17 protein-coding genes are annotated in these 17,154 nt (G+C 57.3%); 3 read left to right on the forward strand and 14 right to left on the reverse strand.

Going from position 1 to position 17,154, the window contains the following annotated elements:
- The first annotated feature begins 20 nt into the window (after positions 1 to 20).
- From GMO_RS10510 to GMO_RS10520, 3 genes are read left to right on the forward strand one after another with little or no spacing between them, the layout of a single operon-like run.
- Positions 21 to 3,206: an efflux RND transporter permease subunit gene (locus GMO_RS10510; protein WP_008852377.1), complete on the forward strand. Its 3,186-nt coding sequence runs from the start codon at positions 21 to 23 to the stop codon at positions 3,204 to 3,206.
- Positions 3,203 to 6,484 carry an efflux RND transporter permease subunit gene (locus GMO_RS10515; RefSeq protein ID WP_008852378.1) on the forward strand — a complete coding sequence of 1,094 codons (3,282 nt, stop codon included), beginning with the start codon at positions 3,203 to 3,205 and terminating at the stop codon, positions 6,482 to 6,484. Before GMO_RS10510 ends, GMO_RS10515 begins: the two co-directional genes overlap by 4 nt.
- Positions 6,484 to 8,025, forward strand: coding sequence for an efflux transporter outer membrane subunit (locus GMO_RS10520; RefSeq protein WP_008852379.1), 1,542 nt, complete (start codon positions 6,484 to 6,486; stop codon positions 8,023 to 8,025). Before GMO_RS10515 ends, GMO_RS10520 begins: the two co-directional genes overlap by 1 nt.
- Positions 8,026 to 8,086: 61 nt before the next feature.
- On the opposite strand, the gene GMO_RS13970 is transcribed toward GMO_RS10520, so the two are convergent.
- The 14 genes from GMO_RS13970 to rplF all read right to left on the reverse strand — a co-directional run bounded on the left by GMO_RS13970 (position 8,087) and on the right by rplF (position 17,153).
- Complete coding sequence (locus GMO_RS13970; RefSeq protein ID WP_008852380.1) at positions 8,087 to 8,257, reverse strand: DUF1328 domain-containing protein; 171 nt, start codon at positions 8,255 to 8,257, stop codon at positions 8,087 to 8,089.
- A 52-nt stretch (positions 8,258 to 8,309) separates the two neighbouring features.
- A complete protein-coding gene (locus tag GMO_RS10530; RefSeq protein ID WP_040509263.1) occupies positions 8,310 to 8,543 on the reverse strand; it encodes a hypothetical protein in 234 nt (77 codons plus the stop codon).
- 97 nt (positions 8,544 to 8,640) lie between these two features.
- On the reverse strand, positions 8,641 to 9,951 hold the full coding sequence (locus GMO_RS10535) for an MFS transporter (RefSeq protein ID WP_008852382.1): 1,311 nt from the start codon (positions 9,949 to 9,951) through the stop codon (positions 8,641 to 8,643).
- Between the two features lie 343 nt (positions 9,952 to 10,294).
- Entirely contained in the window at positions 10,295 to 10,717 is a 423-nt protein-coding gene (gene rplQ, locus GMO_RS10540; protein ID WP_008852384.1) for a 50S ribosomal protein L17, read from the reverse strand.
- Positions 10,718 to 10,745: 28 nt separating this feature from the next.
- On the reverse strand, positions 10,746 to 11,765 hold the full coding sequence (locus tag GMO_RS10545) for a DNA-directed RNA polymerase subunit alpha (protein WP_008852385.1): 1,020 nt from the start codon (positions 11,763 to 11,765) through the stop codon (positions 10,746 to 10,748).
- A gap of 129 nt (positions 11,766 to 11,894) precedes the next feature.
- Positions 11,895 to 12,287, reverse strand: a complete 393-nt coding sequence (gene rpsK / locus GMO_RS10550) for a 30S ribosomal protein S11 (RefSeq protein WP_007282744.1) — start codon at positions 12,285 to 12,287, stop codon at positions 11,895 to 11,897.
- Between the two features lie 58 nt (positions 12,288 to 12,345).
- A complete protein-coding gene (rpsM, locus tag GMO_RS10555; protein ID WP_008852386.1) occupies positions 12,346 to 12,723 on the reverse strand; it encodes a 30S ribosomal protein S13 in 378 nt (125 codons plus the stop codon).
- 220 nt (positions 12,724 to 12,943) lie between these two features.
- Positions 12,944 to 13,525 carry an adenylate kinase gene (locus tag GMO_RS10560; protein ID WP_008852387.1) on the reverse strand — a complete coding sequence of 194 codons (582 nt, stop codon included), beginning with the start codon at positions 13,523 to 13,525 and terminating at the stop codon, positions 12,944 to 12,946.
- Positions 13,522 to 14,898: a preprotein translocase subunit SecY gene (secY, locus tag GMO_RS10565; RefSeq protein ID WP_008852388.1), complete on the reverse strand. Its 1,377-nt coding sequence runs from the start codon at positions 14,896 to 14,898 to the stop codon at positions 13,522 to 13,524. The genes GMO_RS10560 and secY overlap by 4 nt, the downstream gene beginning before the upstream one ends.
- A 97-nt stretch (positions 14,899 to 14,995) precedes the next feature.
- Positions 14,996 to 15,484 (reverse strand): 50S ribosomal protein L15, encoded by a 489-nt coding sequence (gene rplO, locus GMO_RS10570; RefSeq protein ID WP_008852389.1) that lies wholly within the window; start codon positions 15,482 to 15,484, stop codon positions 14,996 to 14,998.
- Position 15,485: 1 nt separating this feature from the next.
- On the reverse strand, positions 15,486 to 15,674 hold the full coding sequence (rpmD, locus tag GMO_RS10575; protein ID WP_008852390.1) for a 50S ribosomal protein L30: 189 nt from the start codon (positions 15,672 to 15,674) through the stop codon (positions 15,486 to 15,488).
- Positions 15,667 to 16,242, reverse strand: coding sequence for a 30S ribosomal protein S5 (gene rpsE / locus GMO_RS10580; protein WP_008852391.1), 576 nt, complete (start codon positions 16,240 to 16,242; stop codon positions 15,667 to 15,669). Before rpsE ends, rpmD begins: the two co-directional genes overlap by 8 nt.
- Before the next feature lie 12 nt (positions 16,243 to 16,254).
- Positions 16,255 to 16,617 (reverse strand): 50S ribosomal protein L18, encoded by a 363-nt coding sequence (gene rplR / locus GMO_RS10585; RefSeq protein WP_008852392.1) that lies wholly within the window; start codon positions 16,615 to 16,617, stop codon positions 16,255 to 16,257.
- The gene (rplF, locus tag GMO_RS10590; protein WP_008852393.1) at positions 16,617 to 17,153 is read right to left on the reverse strand and encodes a 50S ribosomal protein L6; all 537 of its coding nucleotides are present in this window, start codon (positions 17,151 to 17,153) and stop codon (positions 16,617 to 16,619) included. The genes rplR and rplF overlap by 1 nt, the downstream gene beginning before the upstream one ends.
- Position 17,154: the final 1 nt, after the last annotated feature.

Below are 17,154 nucleotides of genomic sequence, written 5' to 3' on the forward strand. Positions count from 1 at the left end.
TCACAGGGAACAGCAAGACCGTGAATCCGTCCCGCCTGTTCATCGAGCGCCCGGTTGCCACCAGCCTCCTGATGTTCGCCATCCTGCTGAGCGGTCTGCTTGGCTATCATTTTCTGGCAGTCTCCGCGCTGCCTCAGGTCGAATACCCGACGATCACCGTCTCGACCTATTATCCAGGCGCTGGCCCCGACGTGATGAGCACGTCGGTCACGGCTCCGCTGGAAACGCAACTTGGCCAGATGGCGGGCCTCGACCAGATGACGTCACAGTCCTCCGGTGGCGCCTCGGTCGTGACCCTGCGTTTCGGGCTGGACATGTCCATGGATGTGGCAGAGCAGGAAGTTCAGGCCGCGATCAACAACGCCAACTCGCTGCTCCCGACCGATCTGCCCGCTCCACCGATCTATGCGAAGGTCAATCCGGCCGACACCCCTGTCCTGACGCTCGGGATCACGTCGAAAACGATGCCGCTGCCGGAGGTTGAGGATTACGTCAACACGCGCCTTCAGCAGAAGATCAGCCAGATTTCCGGCGTTGGCCTCGTGACGCTGTCAGGCGGTAACCGCAAGGCCTACCGTATTCAGGTCAACATCCCGAAGCTGACCTCCTACGGCATCGCAATCGATACGCTCCGCACCATCATCAGTACGGTCAACGTCAACTCCCCGACCGGTACCTTCGACGGTCCGAAACGCTCGACCTCCCTGCGGATCGACGGGCAGATCCAGTCTGTCGCACAACTGATGAACCAGGTCATTGCTTACCAGAACGATGGTCCCATCCGCGTCCGTGACGTAGCGACCGTTGTGGAAGGAGCCGAGAACGCCCAGCTTGCGGCATGGTCCAACAACACGCCGGCCCTGATCCTGAACGTGCAGCGACAGCCCGGCGCGAACGTGATCGGCGTGGTGGACAATGTTCTGCGCGTCCTGCCACAGCTGAAACTCGACCTGCCGCCTGGGATCGACATCACCCCCCTGACGGACAGGACAACCACAATCCGCGCCTCGGTCCGTGACGTCGAATATGACCTCGCACTGGCCATGCTGCTGGTCGTGGGCGTGATCTTCGTCTTCCTGCGCAACCTGCCCGCCACGATCATTCCCAGCCTGTCTGTCCCGCTCTCCCTGATCGGCACGCTGGCGGCCATGTATCTGCTGGGCTTCTCGCTCGACAATCTGTCCCTGATGTCCCTGACAATCGCGACCGGTTTTGTGGTCGATGACGCCATCGTCGTCATCGAGAACATTGCCCGTTACGTCGAGGCTGGAGAAGACCGCTACACTGCTGCCCTGAAGGGCTCGGAAGAAATCGGCTTCACGATCATCTCGCTGACCGTCTCCCTGATCGCGGTGCTGATTCCCCTGCTGTTCATGAAGGATGTCGTGGGGCGTCTGTTCCATGAATTCGCCATGACCCTGTCAATCACGATCGTCCTGTCCGCGATCGTGTCCCTGACGCTCGTGCCCATGATGTGCGCCCGCCTCCTGTCGGACACACATGCCCCGTCCCGCAGCAGTGGTCTATGGGGCCGCATCTCCAATGGCACGGAACACGCCATCAACAGCCTGATCGCCGGTTACGGACGCTGGCTCGACGTGGTGCTGCGGTTCCGTGTAACGACCCTGCTCGTAACGGTCGGGACCATCGTCCTGACCGGCGTTCTGGCCTGGACCATCCCCAAGGGTTTCTTCCCCGTACAGGATACCGGCGTCATACAGGGCATCTCCGTCATGTCACAGGCGATTTCCTTCGAGGGCATGAAAGCGAAGCAGGCCGAACTGGGCGCGGTAATCCTGAAGGACCCAGATGTCGTCAGCCTGTCCTCCTTCGTGGGTATTGACGGCCAGAACATGACGCTGAATGTCGGCCGTTTCCTCATCAATCTCAAACCGCGCGAACAGCGGAGCGATGATCTCCAGACCATTATGCGCCGCCTCTCCCGGCTCGGAGAGCAGGTCACGGGGACGCAACTTTTCGTGCAGCCCATTCAGGACCTGTCCCTGGATTCCTCCATTTCAGCCACTCAGTACCAGTTTATGCTGGAGAACCCGGATTACGACACCTTCAAGACATGGGTGCCGAAGTTCGTGGACGAACTGAAAAAGGAGCCTTCCCTGTCGGATGTCACATCCGACCTCCAGGCCGAGGGACTGGTAGCGCAGCTGACGCTCGATCGTCCGACCGGCGCGCGTTATTCCATCACGCCCCAAACGATCGACAACCTGCTGTATGACAGTTACGGACAGCGCCAGATCACCACGGTCTACACCCAGTCCAACCAGTATCGCGTCATTCTGGAAGCCGACCCGAAACTCCAGACGGACCTGATGTCCCTCAACCAGCTCTATTTGCCGGGGATTTCCTCCGAAGCAGGTGGCAGCACCTCCGGCCCGACCCGTCAGCCAACCTCCGGCCTCGTTCCCCTGAATCAGGTCACGACGGTCTCGCATGCCCTCGCGCCGCTTCTCATCAGCCATTACGGTCAGTTCCCGGCCACGACGGTTTCCTTCAACGTCACAAAAGGATACTCGCTTGGACAGGCCACCAACGCGATCGAACGTGCGGAAAAGCAGATCAAACTGCCGCCTGCCTTCCAGACAGCCTTCCAAGGCACGGCGGCGGCTTTCCGCTCCTCCCTGTCCAATGAGGCCTGGCTGGTCATGGCCGCCGTCATCGCGGTCTATATCGTTCTGGGAATCCTGTACGAAAGCTACATCCATCCCATCACGATCCTCTCCACCCTTCCTTCCGCCGCCATCGGTGCCCTGCTTGGGCTCTATGTATTCGGGATGGATCTCGACATCATGGGGATCATCGGCATCGTCCTGCTGATCGGCATCGTGAAGAAGAACGCCATCATGATGATCGACTTTGCCCTGGAAGCCGAACGTCTGGAGGGGCATACCCCGCTGGAATCCATCAAGCGGGCGGCCCAGTTGCGCTTCCGTCCGATCCTGATGACAACCCTTGCCGCCCTTTTCGGTGCCCTGCCTCTGCTGCTGGGTTCAGGGGTCGGTTCCGAGCTACGTCGTCCACTCGGTGTGGCGATCGTTTTCGGCCTGATGCTCTCTCAGCTCCTGACTCTGTTCACCACGCCAGTCATCTATCTTTTCATGGATGAACTGGGACAGAAGGGCCGCGCCTTTCTGAGCCGTCGCCACCGGGGGACATCTTCTTCCCATAGCCAGACTGGCGCTTCGTGAACCTGATCCGCCTTTTCGTCCTGCGTCCGGTCGGCACCACCCTGCTGGCTGTCGCCCTCGTTCTGGGCGGAATCATGGGCTATTTCAATCTGCCTGTGGCCGATCTGCCAAATGTGGATTTCCCCGTCATCATGGTGACGGCCAATCAGCCCGGTGGCTCTCCCTCCGAAATCGCCAGTACGGTCGCGGAGCCGCTTGAGCGCCATCTGGGGGCCATTTCCGGCGTAACGGAAATGACCTCGCAGTCGACGGTCAACCAGACGAACATTACACTCCAGTTCGATCTCTCGCGCGACATCAACGGCGCCGCACGGGACGTAGAGGCCGCTCTCCAGGGCGCACGGCAGGATCTGCCCAGCACTCTGCGCACGAACCCGACCTACATGAAGGCCAATTCGAACGGGCCGCCGGTTCTCGCCCTGACGCTCTCCTCAAACACCCGCACCCCGCAGGAACTCTACGATTTTGCCAGCAATATCCTGATCCCGCAGCTTAGCCAGATCGAGGGCGTGGGAGACGTAGACATTCGCGGCGCGTCCCTGCCCGCCGTTCGTGTCGAGATCAATCCACTGCGGATGTTCAGCTACGGGATCGGGTTCGAGGATCTTCGTGCCGCCCTTGCCTCCGCCAATGCCCACACGCCGAAGGGCTTTCTGGATGCACGGGGACAGCGCATGATGCTGTCCACCAACGATCAGGCGACAAAAGCTGAAGAATACCGCGATCTCGTCATTGCCTACCGCAACAGCCAGCCCGTGCGGCTGACTGACATGGCCGAGGTCAATGACAGCGTGGAAGACCTGCGTCAGGCCGGCTTCCTGAATGGCCAGCGGGCGATTATCTGCACCGTCTTCACGCAGGGAGGCGCCAACGTCATCAAGACGATCGACGGCATCCGCAGCCGCCTGCCCGTTCTGCGTACCGCCCTGCCCGGCAATACTGACATCAGCATCCTGATCGACCGCTCCAAGACGATCCGCGCGTCCCTTGACGACACAAAACAGACCCTTGTCATCGCGGTGGTGCTGGTGGTGGGAGTGGTGCTGCTGTTCCTGCGCAGCCTGACCGCCATCCTGATCCCGGCCATTGTCGTGCCAGTCTCCATCATCGGGACATTCGGCGTCATGTCCCTGATGGGCTATCAGCTCGACAACATGTCCCTGATGGCCCTGACGATCTCCACCGGTTTCGTGGTCGATGACGCCATTGTGGTTCTGGAGAACATCGCCCGCTACATGGAAATGGGTTATTCGCGGCAGGAGGCGTCGATCAGGGGGACGGGAGAAGTGGCCTTTACGGTCGTGTCCATAACCGTCTCGCTAATCGTGGTGTTCGCCCCCATCATGCTGATGGGCGGTATCGCCGGGCGCCTGTTCCACGAATTCGCCATGACGATGGTCATCACGCTCTGCATTTCCATGGTCCTGTCGCTGTCCCTGACACCCATGATCAGCGCACAGCTTCTCAGCCATGCAGCCAATGGCGGCCCGGGTTTCTGGGGCCGGATTGGCGGCTTTCTGGAACGAATGCTCAACGCTGTCACGCACGGATATGGACAGTCCCTGCAATGGGCCCTGCGTCACCATTTCCTTGTCGTACTCTCTCTGCCCGCCACGCTGATCCTGGCTGGCATCCTGTTCGTAAAAATGCCGAAGGGTTTTTTCCCCTCCGAGGATACGGGGCAGATCATGGGCCGCGTGGTGGCGGACCAGTCCATTTCCTTTCACGCTCTTCAGAAGCTCGTCGTCCAGGCTCAGGAGGTCATCAAACGTGACAGGGATGTCGTAGGTGTCATGGGTGGCGTCGGGGGACGGTCGGCCAATTCCGCAACGATCTTTATCGCGCTGAAACCGAAATCCGAACGCAAAGACGATCTGGCTACCACCATCAGGCGCCTGACAGCCCGTTTCTCTCATACGCCTGGCGCCCAGCTTCGCCTGATGGCTCCTGGCAGCGTCCGCACAGGCGCGCGAAGCGGAGACGGCGCTTACCAGTACTCGCTGGAAGGCCCCTCGGCGGAGGAGCTGTATGAATGGACGCCAAAAATCATGGCGGCCTTCGCGAAAATTCCTTCAATCATGGATGTCCATTCGGATGTCGAACAGGGCGGACAGGCCATCAACATCGCTCTCAACCGCGATACGGAAGCCCGGTATTCCCTGACACCACAGCTTGTCTCCAACGTATTGTACGACGCCTTTGGGCAACGCTCCGCATCCGTGATCTACGGCAATCTCAACCAGTACCGGGTCGTGATGGAAGCCGCCCCGCAGTACTGGCAGGACCCTGATATGCTGAAACAGATGTGGATCAGCATATCAGGCGGAACAGCTGCCGGCGGTACGGCATCAAACAATCTGCGCGTCCGGGCCGCCACCACAACGACAACACTCTCACAAAGTGAGCAGTCATACGAAAACTCGGTGGCGAACTCCTTGGCCGGAGGCAAATCCGCATCCAGCGGTTCCGCTGTCACGACCAGCGCCGAGACCATGGTCCCTCTTTCTGTTGTTGCGGGACAGCGCCATACGAACACGGCACTTTCGGTCAACCATCAGGGACAGTTCGTCGCTACGACCATTTCCTTCAACTTGGCGCCCGGAGCTTCGCTCGGCCCGACCGTGGACGCGATACAGGCCGCCATGGTCAATCTGCATGTTCCCAACACCCTGCACGGCGGATTTGCCGGCAATGCGGCAGCCTTCCAGAAATCTGTCGGAGACGAACCTCTCCTGATCGTCGCTGCCCTTGCCGCGGTCTACATCGTTCTGGGTATTCTCTACGAAAGCCTGATCCATCCCCTGACGATCCTGTCCACTCTCCCGTCCGCAGGGGTAGGCGCCCTGCTGGCGCTTCAGGTCTGTGGACAGGAATTTTCCCTCATGGCCATGATCGGAGTGATCCTGCTGATCGGTATCGTCAAGAAAAACGCCATCATGCTGATCGATTTCGCCCTCGTCGCACAGCGGGAGGGCCTCTCCGCCGTAGAGGCCATCAGCAAGGCCAGTCACCTCCGCTTCCGTCCCATTCTCATGACATCCCTGGCGGCGGCCTTCGGTGCGGTTCCCCTGATCATCGGCAATGGTTACGGATGTGAACTGCGCCGTCCCCTTGGGATCTCCATTCTCGGCGGCCTGATCGTCAGCCAGCTTCTGACGCTATACAGCACACCCGTCGTCTTTCTCTATCTGGATCGGTTCGGTAACGCGCTCCGTAGCTTCCGCGCCCGTCTCGCCACCATGCTCCATCTCTCTTCTACCCGGGAAAGCCAGTCCTGATGACCGCCCTTCGCAATCCGTCCCTGCGTCTTCTTCTGCTGGGAGCAGTCACCATCCCCTTCCTGAGCGGCTGCATGGTCGGCATGGTTGGCCCCAACTACCATCGCCCCAAAGCCATCATTTCCACAAAATTCAAGGAAGCCGCTCCTCCTCCCGGATGGCAGAAAGTCCAGCCTGACCTGTCGAAAATGCCCAAAGGCGACTGGTGGACCGTCTTCAACGATCCGACGCTGAACGATCTTGAGGAACGCATCGCGACGTCCAACCAGTCTCTCAAGGAATATGAGGCACAGTATCGTAAGGCGGCTGCAACGGTTGATTCCATCCGCGCCAACCTATTCCCCACCCTGAACGGCACTTTCAGCTTCAACCGTAATTCACAGGGCAGCCAGGCCACCAGCACGAGCGGTAGCTTCACCTATACGTCCACCCAGTCCTACACCACTAACACATGGAATACCGGGCCTTCCGCAAGCTGGACGGTGGACCTTTGGGGTCGTATCCGCCGCCAGATCCAAGAACAGGTCACAGCCACACAGGGCGACGCCGCGCTGGTCGCCAACATGCGCCTGTCCTACCAGCTTCAGTTGGCACAGGATTATTTCGACATGCGGTATCAGGACAGCCTGATTGATCTCTACAGCCGTAATGTCGGCCTCTATCAGCACAATCTTCAGATCCTGCAGAACCAGCTCGAGGCCGGGGTCGCGGATCCGACAAGCGTGCTTCAGGCGCGCTATCTTCTTCAGTCCACACAGGCCAGTCTGGCTAACGCCCATATTGCCCGCTCACAGTATGAACACGCCATCGCCATGCTGACGGGACGCGCACCGGCGGATGTCACCCTTGCCCCGGCCCCGCTGGCACAAGACATTCCCGCAGCTCCCGTTGCCGTACCCGCAATGCTTCTCGAACGTCGTCCGGACGTGGCTGAAGCAGAACGCAACATGGAAGCCTATAACGCTGAAATCGGCTATGAAATCGGTGCCTTCTTCCCGGAGGTCACCCTGTCAGCCTCCTATGGATATAGTGGCAACCCTCTTCAGCAACTGATCCAGACCGCAACACGGACCTGGTCCTTGGGTGCTGCTGCAAGTGAAACCATCTTCCAGGGTGGCGCCCGCTCGGCCGCTGTCCGTGAAGCGGAAGCAGATTACGACAATGCCGTTGCGACATATCGTCAGACCGTTCTTGCTGCCATGCAGGACACGGAAGACCAGATGTCCAATCTCAGATATCTGGATCAGCAGCTGAAACTTCAAAACCAAGCCGTCCATAGCGCGGAAGCTGCTGTTGCCGTCTCCATGAACGAATATCTGGCAGGAACACAGATCTATACGACTGTCATCACCGCCCAGCAGACCGCCCTTCAATACGAAGAGACCCAGTTGAGCGTCCGTCAGCAGCAGTTTCTGTCAGAAGTCGCCTTGCTGACCGATCTGGGTGGTGGCTGGACTGTACGCGACCTTCCGACCAAAAGGTCACTTCAACTGGATAATCCGATCCTCCCGTCCTTCATTCAGAGAGATCGGAACGGCTGACACGAAAAAAGGCGGGGCTCTGAGGCACCCGCCTTTTTTCATGCTTAAAAACTGAACAGTCTCAGAGAGCGTGCAAACCTGCGACACCGGCCAGAATAGCAAGAACCGCCAGTACAAGGAAAACGATGAAGAACAGCTTGGCAATACCGGCTGTCGCAGCAGAAATACCGCTAAAGCCCAGAACACCAGCAATGATGGAAATGATAAAGAAAACAATAGCGTAATGCAGCATGACCTAAAAACCTCGTCCAAGAGTTCGTGGTCATGTCGAAACGTTAGGATGGCTAAGAAGTTTTTCTTCCCGTCAAAATATATCTGCTCAAAAACGCGCCAGCTGCAAAAGCGACCGAGAGCCATAAGAAGGGTTGATCCACCCACAGGTCACTAGCCAGATCCCGGCTTTCCTTCGACAGGTCACAGATTTTTTCCTGAAACCTGCACCGACTGAACGAGCAGCCAGCACCATCCTGAAGGCGGCCTACTCCCTCCTCAAGATACCCTTCCAGATCAGCATTCATTATTTTCTCTCCTGATGTTTCTTCCGTCATAACCACGAAAAAGGGCAGCCCGCTACCGGACTGCCCTCTTCTTTTTCCATTCTATTAAAGCAGATGATCAGTGACCCACTGCCGTCGTGGTGTCACCCCGTGCAGCCGCGTCCTCGTTGTAACGGCGAGCTTCGGGAGAAATGGTCAGAGCCATCGTCATACCAGCGGAAATCAGATAGATCACGGCAAATGCCCAAATCACATATTCCAGCCCCGGACCGAAAACTGCACCACAGGCAGCCACAATAGCAGGACCAACCCAGGTCGATGCGCCAGCCCCCAGACCCAGAATGGACAGGGCTGCCGCTTTCTCACGCGGACAAATCTGCGGCATCAGGCCAGAAAGCGGCACAAAGGCAGCAACAGTCGCACCGTAGAAAATGCCTACGACAGCCGCAGCCCAGAAGTTCCCCGGGAACCACAGCGGGACATAATAAAACAGCGGAATGGACACGAACCCACCAATTCCACCAAAGACAGCAACAACCAGACGATGCCCCAGCGTATCAGCGATCATGCCGGAAACAAGGTTGAACAGAATGTTGCTGAGGAAGATCAGAGACAGAAGATTAAGCCACTGTTCCAGCGTGAAACCCAGATGATCGACAAAGAATGCCGGCATAATTGCAAGGAAAGCATATTCGGAAGACGTATCCACGACACGAACAATACCGGCGATCAGTGTTTTCGGCTCACGCCACATGATGCTCAGCGAACCAAAGAAAATGTCCTTCGTAGGAACATGATCAGGCAGCAGACGCTTTTTCCCCGTCGGCTCATGCGTAAAGAGCAGTGCCACGAGACCACCGAAAATCACCAGACCCAGCGAGCACCAGAAGGTCCTGAGTTCACCGATCTGCGGGATCGTATAGCGTGCAAACTGGGAACCAAGAGTAGGTAGACCGGCCGAAAAGGAAAACCAGAACCAACCGGCAGCAGAACCCAGCATGGAGGTCGGGGTGGCCGCAGCGATCCAGACGAGGAAGCCGTAAGCAAACAGCGGGTAAGCAAAACCACGAAGCGTATAGAACAGCAGGATCATCGATCCATTGTTCGGTCCAAGTCCCAGGGACAGGAAGCCTACTTCGAGTACCGCCCACAGGATCAGACCACACCACATGACCTTTTTGGGGCCAAGAAGATCGGAAAGAGGCCCGGAAAACCAGGCAGCGATCATCACCGTGATGCCATAAAAGGTGAACAGCTCGTTCACGAAACCCTGTGTATGGCCATGATGCAGCATGTAGGTATCGAGGTAACCTGCCTCCACACCATCACCTACCATGAACAGCAAAAGGCCAACGAAAGCCCAGAAAAGGGATCTGGGAATACCCAGAATTTCCGCTAATCCGCGCTTTCCAGCGGAAGTTTCAGACATTGAATGCTCTCCAGACAGAGGCGCACCACGAACCTGATCCGACCTCATTGCCGAACCGGATATGGGATGCGTCGTTGCAGGTCCTACGAGAGTGCTCGAACCTGTTTTTCAAAATGATGCAGAAGCCGCAACCAGAGCCACGGACAATGTGGCGAATGTGGTAACGCCCGATCCGCTGTTGGGATCAGGAAAAAAATCCGGGCCACCCTGAGAACAGATGGCCATTGCCCTGCAATGAATAGGTGTTACCTATCACGAAACTTCGCGTAAGGGGAACCATTTTATATAAAAAAAGCCGGCACATCGCTGCGCCGGCTTTTTCAAACGCTCTGGAGAGCAGAACTCAGGCAGCTTCAGCCTCTTCCGAAGACATCTGCTTGGGGCCGCTATCCTGTCCCTTGGCAGAGACGTCACGATCCACCAGTTCAATGATGGCCATGTCGGCATTGTCACCGTAGCGAACGCCAGCCCTCAGGACACGGGAATACCCGCCCGTGCGCGCCTTGTACCGGTCAGCAACCGTCGAGAACAGCTTGGAGACGATGGTCGCGTCACGCAGCTGAGCGAAAGCCTGACGACGGGCGTGCAGGTCGCCGCGCTTGCCAAGAGTGATCAGCTTCTCGACCACCGGGCGAAGTTCCTTTGCCTTGGGCAGCGTCGTAGTGATCTGCTCGTGCTTGATGAGTGCGACGGCCATGTTGCGGAACATGGCAGCGCGGTGAGAAGAGGTGACGTTGAGCTTACGCCCGCTCACACCATGACGCATTGCTAGTTTTCCTTACCCTTAGAAGTTCTCAGAACGTCTCGTCGAGACGCTTGGCCAGATCCTCGATGTTCTCGGGCGGCCAGGCCGGGACGCTCATGCCGAGCGACAGCCCCATACCGGTGAGAACTTCCTTGATCTCGTTGAGCGACTTACGCCCGAAGTTTGGCGTACGGAGCATTTCCTGTTCGGATTTCTGCACCAGATCGCCGATATAAACAATGTTGTCGTTCTTGAGGCAGTTGGCACTACGCACCGAAAGCTCAAGTTCGTCCACCTTGCGAAGAAGATTGCGATTGAACGGCAGGTCATCCTGCGGCTCTTCATGCTGAACCGGACGCGGCTCATCAAAGTTGATGAAGAGCTGAAGCTGATCCTGAAGAATCCGGGCTGCTAGAGCCAGACTGTCTTCCGGCGTAACCGCACCATTGGTTTCCACAGTGAGCAGCAGTTTGTCGTAATCAGTCACCTGACCGACACGCGTCTGCTCCACCTTGTAGGACACACGACGCACAGGCGAGTAGATCGCATCGATCGGGATCAGTCCGATCGGAGCATCTTCCGGGCGGTTTGCTGCAGCTGCAACATAACCCTTGCCCATGTTGACGGTAAATTCCATGCCAAGCTTCACGCCGTCATCCAGCGTGCAGATGACCAGATCCGGATTCATGATTTCAATGTCATGTCCAGCCTGGATCTGTCCTGCGGTGACTTCCCCCGGCCCCGTGGCCGTAAGGATCATGCGCTTCGGACCTTCCCCATGCATCCGCAGGGCAAGCTGCTTGACGTTCAGAACGATGTCCGTGACATCTTCACGAACACCAGGCACGGCGGAGAACTCATGCAGAACGCCATCGATTTGGATGGCCGTCACAGCGGCACCCTGAAGCGAAGACAGCAGAATACGACGGAGCGCGTTACCGAGCGTCATGCCAAAACCGCGTTCCAGCGGCTCGGCCACGACGGTGGCGATACGCGAGGCAACAGGGCCGGGCTCGACTTCAAGCTTCTCCGGCTTGATGAGGGACTGCCAGTTTTTCTGGAGAACCAAGGTCGTGGCCTTTCAAACAACGAAGCCCGCCAACGCGAATTGGGGGCACCTGGCCCGCACCGGAGGTGCGGTAGGAGATGCAATCACTGACATCCGCCATGCGCCACATGACACATGGCGGAGCATCACTTAGACGCGGCGACGCTTCCGCGGACGGCAGCCGTTATGGGGAACGGGCGTCATGTCACGGATGGACGTAATCGTGAAACCAACAGCCTGAAGGGCACGCAGCGCGCTCTCACGTCCCGAACCCGGGCCAGACACTTCGATCTCAAGCGTTTCCATGCCGTGCTCGCGAGCCTTGCGGCCTGCATCTTCTGCAGCCACCTGCGCGGCATACGGCGTGGATTTACGCGAGCCCTTGAAGCCCTGCGCACCCGAGGACGACCAGGCAATCGCGTTACCTTGGGCATCGGAGATAGTGATCATGGTGTTGTTGAACGTGGACAGCACGTGAGCAACACCGGAAATGATATTCTTGCGCTCTTTTTTACGGATACGCGGAGCTGCGGCCTTGGCCATGATAGAGGTCGTCCTGATAAATTAGCGAAAAGCGTCGAAAGGAGAAGTCAGCTACGACTTAGCGCGTAGCCTTCTTCTTGCCGGCAATCGCCACGGCCTTGCCCTTGCGAGTACGGGCGTTCGTGTGAGTACGCTGACCGCGAACCGGAAGACCGCGACGATGACGGAGACCGCGATAGCAGCCCAGATCCATCAGACGCTTGATGTTCATGGCCGTTTCACGACGCAGATCACCTTCCACGCGATATTCGGAATCAATAAGCTCGCGGATCTTGACGATTTCGTCGTCAGACAGCTCGTTCACGCGCTTCTCAGCGGGGATACCCAGCTTGCTGCAGATTGCCTGTGCCGTCGACGGGCCGATGCCGTAGACATAGCGCAGGCTGATGACCACCCGCTTGTTGGTCGGAATGTTTACGCCGGCAATACGTGCCACGCCAATTACTCCCATTGGTACGGTCTTCAAACGCGTACCAGCCTGTTTCTTGCCTGGCCGTAGCCAAGTCGATGATATCGCAGCTGACTGCCCTCCCAGCACCGATTCCGGCAGGCGGGTTGGTCATCAGGCTGCACCTATGTCGAGGGCGCGCAATATACCGAGCACCCTATATGAGTCAAATGATAAATATCACTTTTTCGTGATCTTTATCATTTCATCATTTCTCTCCGGATGCCTGAAGCAGTGCATCAATCTCTGCCCCGACTTCTTCTACGGATTTCATGCCGTTCACACGCTTCAGACGTCCAGCCTTCTCATAATAAGGAAGGATTGGTGCCGTCTGTCTGCGATACACGTCCAACCGGGAACGGACAACTTCAGGTTCATCGTCTGGACGACGTGTCCCATCAGCTGTCACCCGATTGGCGATCCGATCAACCAGTTCATCTTCTGCAACCTCCAGAAGAATGACAGCATCAATCGTCAGACCAAGCGGCGCCAGCATCTGATCAAGAGCTTCCGCCTGACTTTCCGTCCGCGGAAAACCATCCAGAATGAAACCACGCTTGCAGTCGGGTTGTGTGATCCGGTTACGGATCATGGCAACAATGACCGGATCAGGGACAAACTGTCCCTTTTCCATGATGGCTTTCGCCTCTTTCCCGATCTCGCTTCCAGCCGCCACTTCCGCACGCAGCATATCGCCGGTAGAGATCTGCGTCAGACCATGCTGTTTTTCAAGACGCTTGGCCTGTGTCCCCTTGCCTGCTCCCGGCGGCCCGAGAAGAATAATATTCATCGCCGGTTCAGAACTCCCTGTGATGCATTGGTCCGCATGCTGCGACGACGCTGCTTACCGATCAGCCCCTGATACTGATGAGCCACCAGATGGGACTGCACCTGCGTGACCGTATCAATCGTAACGGACACAATGATGATGAGACTGGTCCCGCCAAAATAGAACGGCACATTATATTTGCTGATCAGGATCTGCGGCAGAAGGCAGACCACAACTAGGTAAAGCGCACCGATCGTCGTTAGGCGGGAGAGGATCTTGTCAAAATAGGCTGCCGTATTGGCACCAGGACGAATACCCGGAATAAAACCGCCCTGCTTTCTCAGGTTCTCCGCCGTTTCCTCCGGATTGAAGGTCACTGCAGCATAGAAATACGAGAAGAACATGATCATTGCCGCGTAAAACAGCATGTACAATGGCTGCCCCTGCCCAAGTTGCTGACCTAGTACAGAAAGCCAGCCAGGCATGGAATGGCCATTCATGAAGCCCGAAATCGTAACAGGTATCAGCAGAACAGAAGACGCAAAGATTGGCGGAATTACACCGGCCGTATTGACCTTGAGCGGCATGTGGGTGGAATCCCCTCCGAACATGCGGTTCCCGACCTGCCGTTTCGGATACTGGATGACCACACGCCTCTGGGCCTGCTCCATGAAGACAATGAAAGCAAGGACGCCAACTGCCAGGATCAGGAAAACAAGCACGAAGACCGGCGATAGTGCGCCAGTACGACCCAGTTCAAAAAGGCTAGCCATCGCATTGGGAAGATTTGCGACAATACCCGCAAAAATGATGAGGGAAATACCATTTCCGACACCACGGGATGTAATCTGCTCACCCAGCCACATCAGAAACATGGTACCGCCGACAAGCGTCACCACACATGACAGAATGAAGAACAATCCGGGAGCCACCACAGCGCTTGCCCCATGCGCCGTCATGTTTTCCAGCCCGACAGCGATGCCATAGGCCTGAAACAACGCGATAAAAACCGTCAGATACCGCGTATACTGATTCAGTTTCTTGCGCCCTGCCTCACCTTCTTTCTTCATCGCCTCCATAGACGGCAGTGCCGTGGAGAGAAGCTGAATGATGATGGACGCACTGATGTAGGGCATGATGTTCAATGCGAACACGGTCATGCGTCCAAGCGCACCACCCGTGAACATGTCGAACATGCCTAGAATGCCGCCCTGATGCTGGGCCAGAAGCTGTCCCATCACGGTTGCATCCACACCCGGAACCGGAATGTAAGTCCCCAGTCGGTAAACGATCAGGGCACCCAGTGTGAACCAGATACGCTTTTTGAGTTCGGTCGCTTTGGAAAACGAACTCATGCTGAGATTGGCGGCGAGCTGCTCTGCTGCGGAAGCCATCCACCTGTCCTTTCATGAAAACAGCGTCACCGCACATAAAGCACGGGACGCTGTTCACTATCTAACCATACCCCAAACAAAGTTGGGAGAGGAAGAATCAGGCTTCAGCCTGGGTTTCCTTCTTTGCGGCCAGTACCTTCACCGTTCCGCCAGCTTTTTCAACAGCTGCAATAGCAGCTGCGGAGGCACCAGCGACCTCGAAGGTCAGACCATGAGAAAGCTCACCTTTTGCCAGTAGGCGCACACCTGCGACCTTACGGCCATTGATGACGCCCGCTTTGCGCAGACTTTCTTCCGTCACGGCAGAAGCTTTATCCAGCTTACCGCTTTCAATGGCCTTGGATACTGCCCCCAGATTGACCGAAGCATATTCCTTGCGGAAGATGTTCACAAAGCCACGCTTAGGCATACGGCGATACAGCGGAAGCTGACCACCCTCGAAACCATTGAGGGAAACGCCTTCACGGGCTTTCTGCCCTTTGACGCCACGACCGGAGGTCTTTCCCTTACCGGAACCGATACCGCGTCCAAGACGCTTTTTGCGATAACGAGAACCTTCGTTGTCGCGCAGTTCGTTGAGGTTCATATCAACCCTCCACCTTGATGAGGTGGGCAACCTTACGAATCATGCCACGAACAGCTGGCGTATCTTCCAGCGTTCGGGTCGATCCAATTCCACGCAGCCCCAGCCCGGTAATGGTCTCAGCCTGCCCAGGCTTGCGACCGATGACCGAAGCGACCTGCGTTACCTGAACGGTTTTACCATTCTCAGCCATTTGCAGTCTCCGCTTCCGTAGCGGCCTGCTCGCGCTTACCGAAAAGATCCGCTGCCTTCTTGCCACGACGCGACGCGACGTGACGGGGGCTGCTAGCCTTTTCCAGAGCGGCAAAAGTCGCCTTGATCATGTTATGCGGATTACGCGTACCGAGGCTCTTGGCCACGACATCATTAACGCCCAAGCTTTCGAACACTGCACGCATGGGACCACCCGCAATGATACCCGTACCGGCTTCAGCCGCCCGAACCACCACTTTACCCGCACCATAATGACCGAACGTATCATGATGAAGGGTACGCCCTTCTTTCATGGGAACACGAATCATGGTGCGCTTGGCGCGCTCGGTTGCCTTGCGAATGGCTTCCGGGACTTCCCGGGCCTTGCCGGCACCATAACCGACGCGTCCCTTCTGATCACCGACTACCACCAGGGCAGCAAACGCAAAGCGGCGACCACCCTTAACAACCTTGGCAACACGGTTAATGGTTACGAGCTTGTCGACCAGATCATCGCCCTGCTCGCGCTCACGACCACCACGGCCGCCTTCTCTTGGCTCACGTGCCATGTGTGATCCTCCTTAGAACGAGAGCCCGCCCTCGCGGGCAGCCTCTGCCAGGGCCTTGACCCGGCCATGATACAGATAAGCGCCACGGTCGAATACGACGGTCTTGACGCCAGCCGCCACGCCACGCTCTGCGATCAGCTTGCCAATAGCAGATGCTGCTGCGACATCGGCGCCGGTCTTGCCATTTTCCCGAACCGTCTTCTCCAGCGTGGATGCGCTGGCAAGTGTGCGGCCCTGGGCATCGTCGATGATCTGGGCATGAATGTGCTTGCTGGAACGGAAGACCGACAAACGCGGCCGGCCGCCGCTCTTGCGACGAAGCTGGAAGCGCAGCCGCTGACGGCGACGTTCCTGCAATCCTTGCTGCGATGCCATTACTTCTTCTTACCTTCCTTACGACGCAGAACTTCGGTCTCGTAACGGACGCCCTTGCCCTTGTAAGGCTCAGGCTTGCGGAAGCTGCGGATATCAAGAGCAACCTGCCCAACACGCTGCTTGTCATTACCCTCAACAACAATCGCAGTTGGACGTGGCGTCGTGATCTTGATGCCTTCCGGAATCGGATAAACGACATCATGAGAGAAACCGAGGTTCATGACCAGGTTGGAGCCCTGAACAGCAGCACGAAAACCCGTTCCCTGGATCTCCAGCCCTTTGGTGAACCCTTCGGAAACACCCTTGACCACGTTGGCGATCACCGCACGTGTGGTGCCCCACATTGTCCAGTTATCACGGGAACGACGTCCGAGAGGAGCCACCGCAACGTGATTGCCATCAATCTTGACTTCGACATGCCGGGACAGCGACACGCTCAGCTCACCGCGGCTTCCCTTGGCAGTGAAAACACCATCCGCCAGAGAGACCTTTACGCCAGCCGGAACTTCGACAGGATATTTACCTATGCGAGACATG

This window comes from Gluconobacter morbifer G707 (assembly GCF_000234355.1).
GTDB lineage: Bacteria > Pseudomonadota > Alphaproteobacteria > Acetobacterales > Acetobacteraceae > Gluconobacter > Gluconobacter morbifer.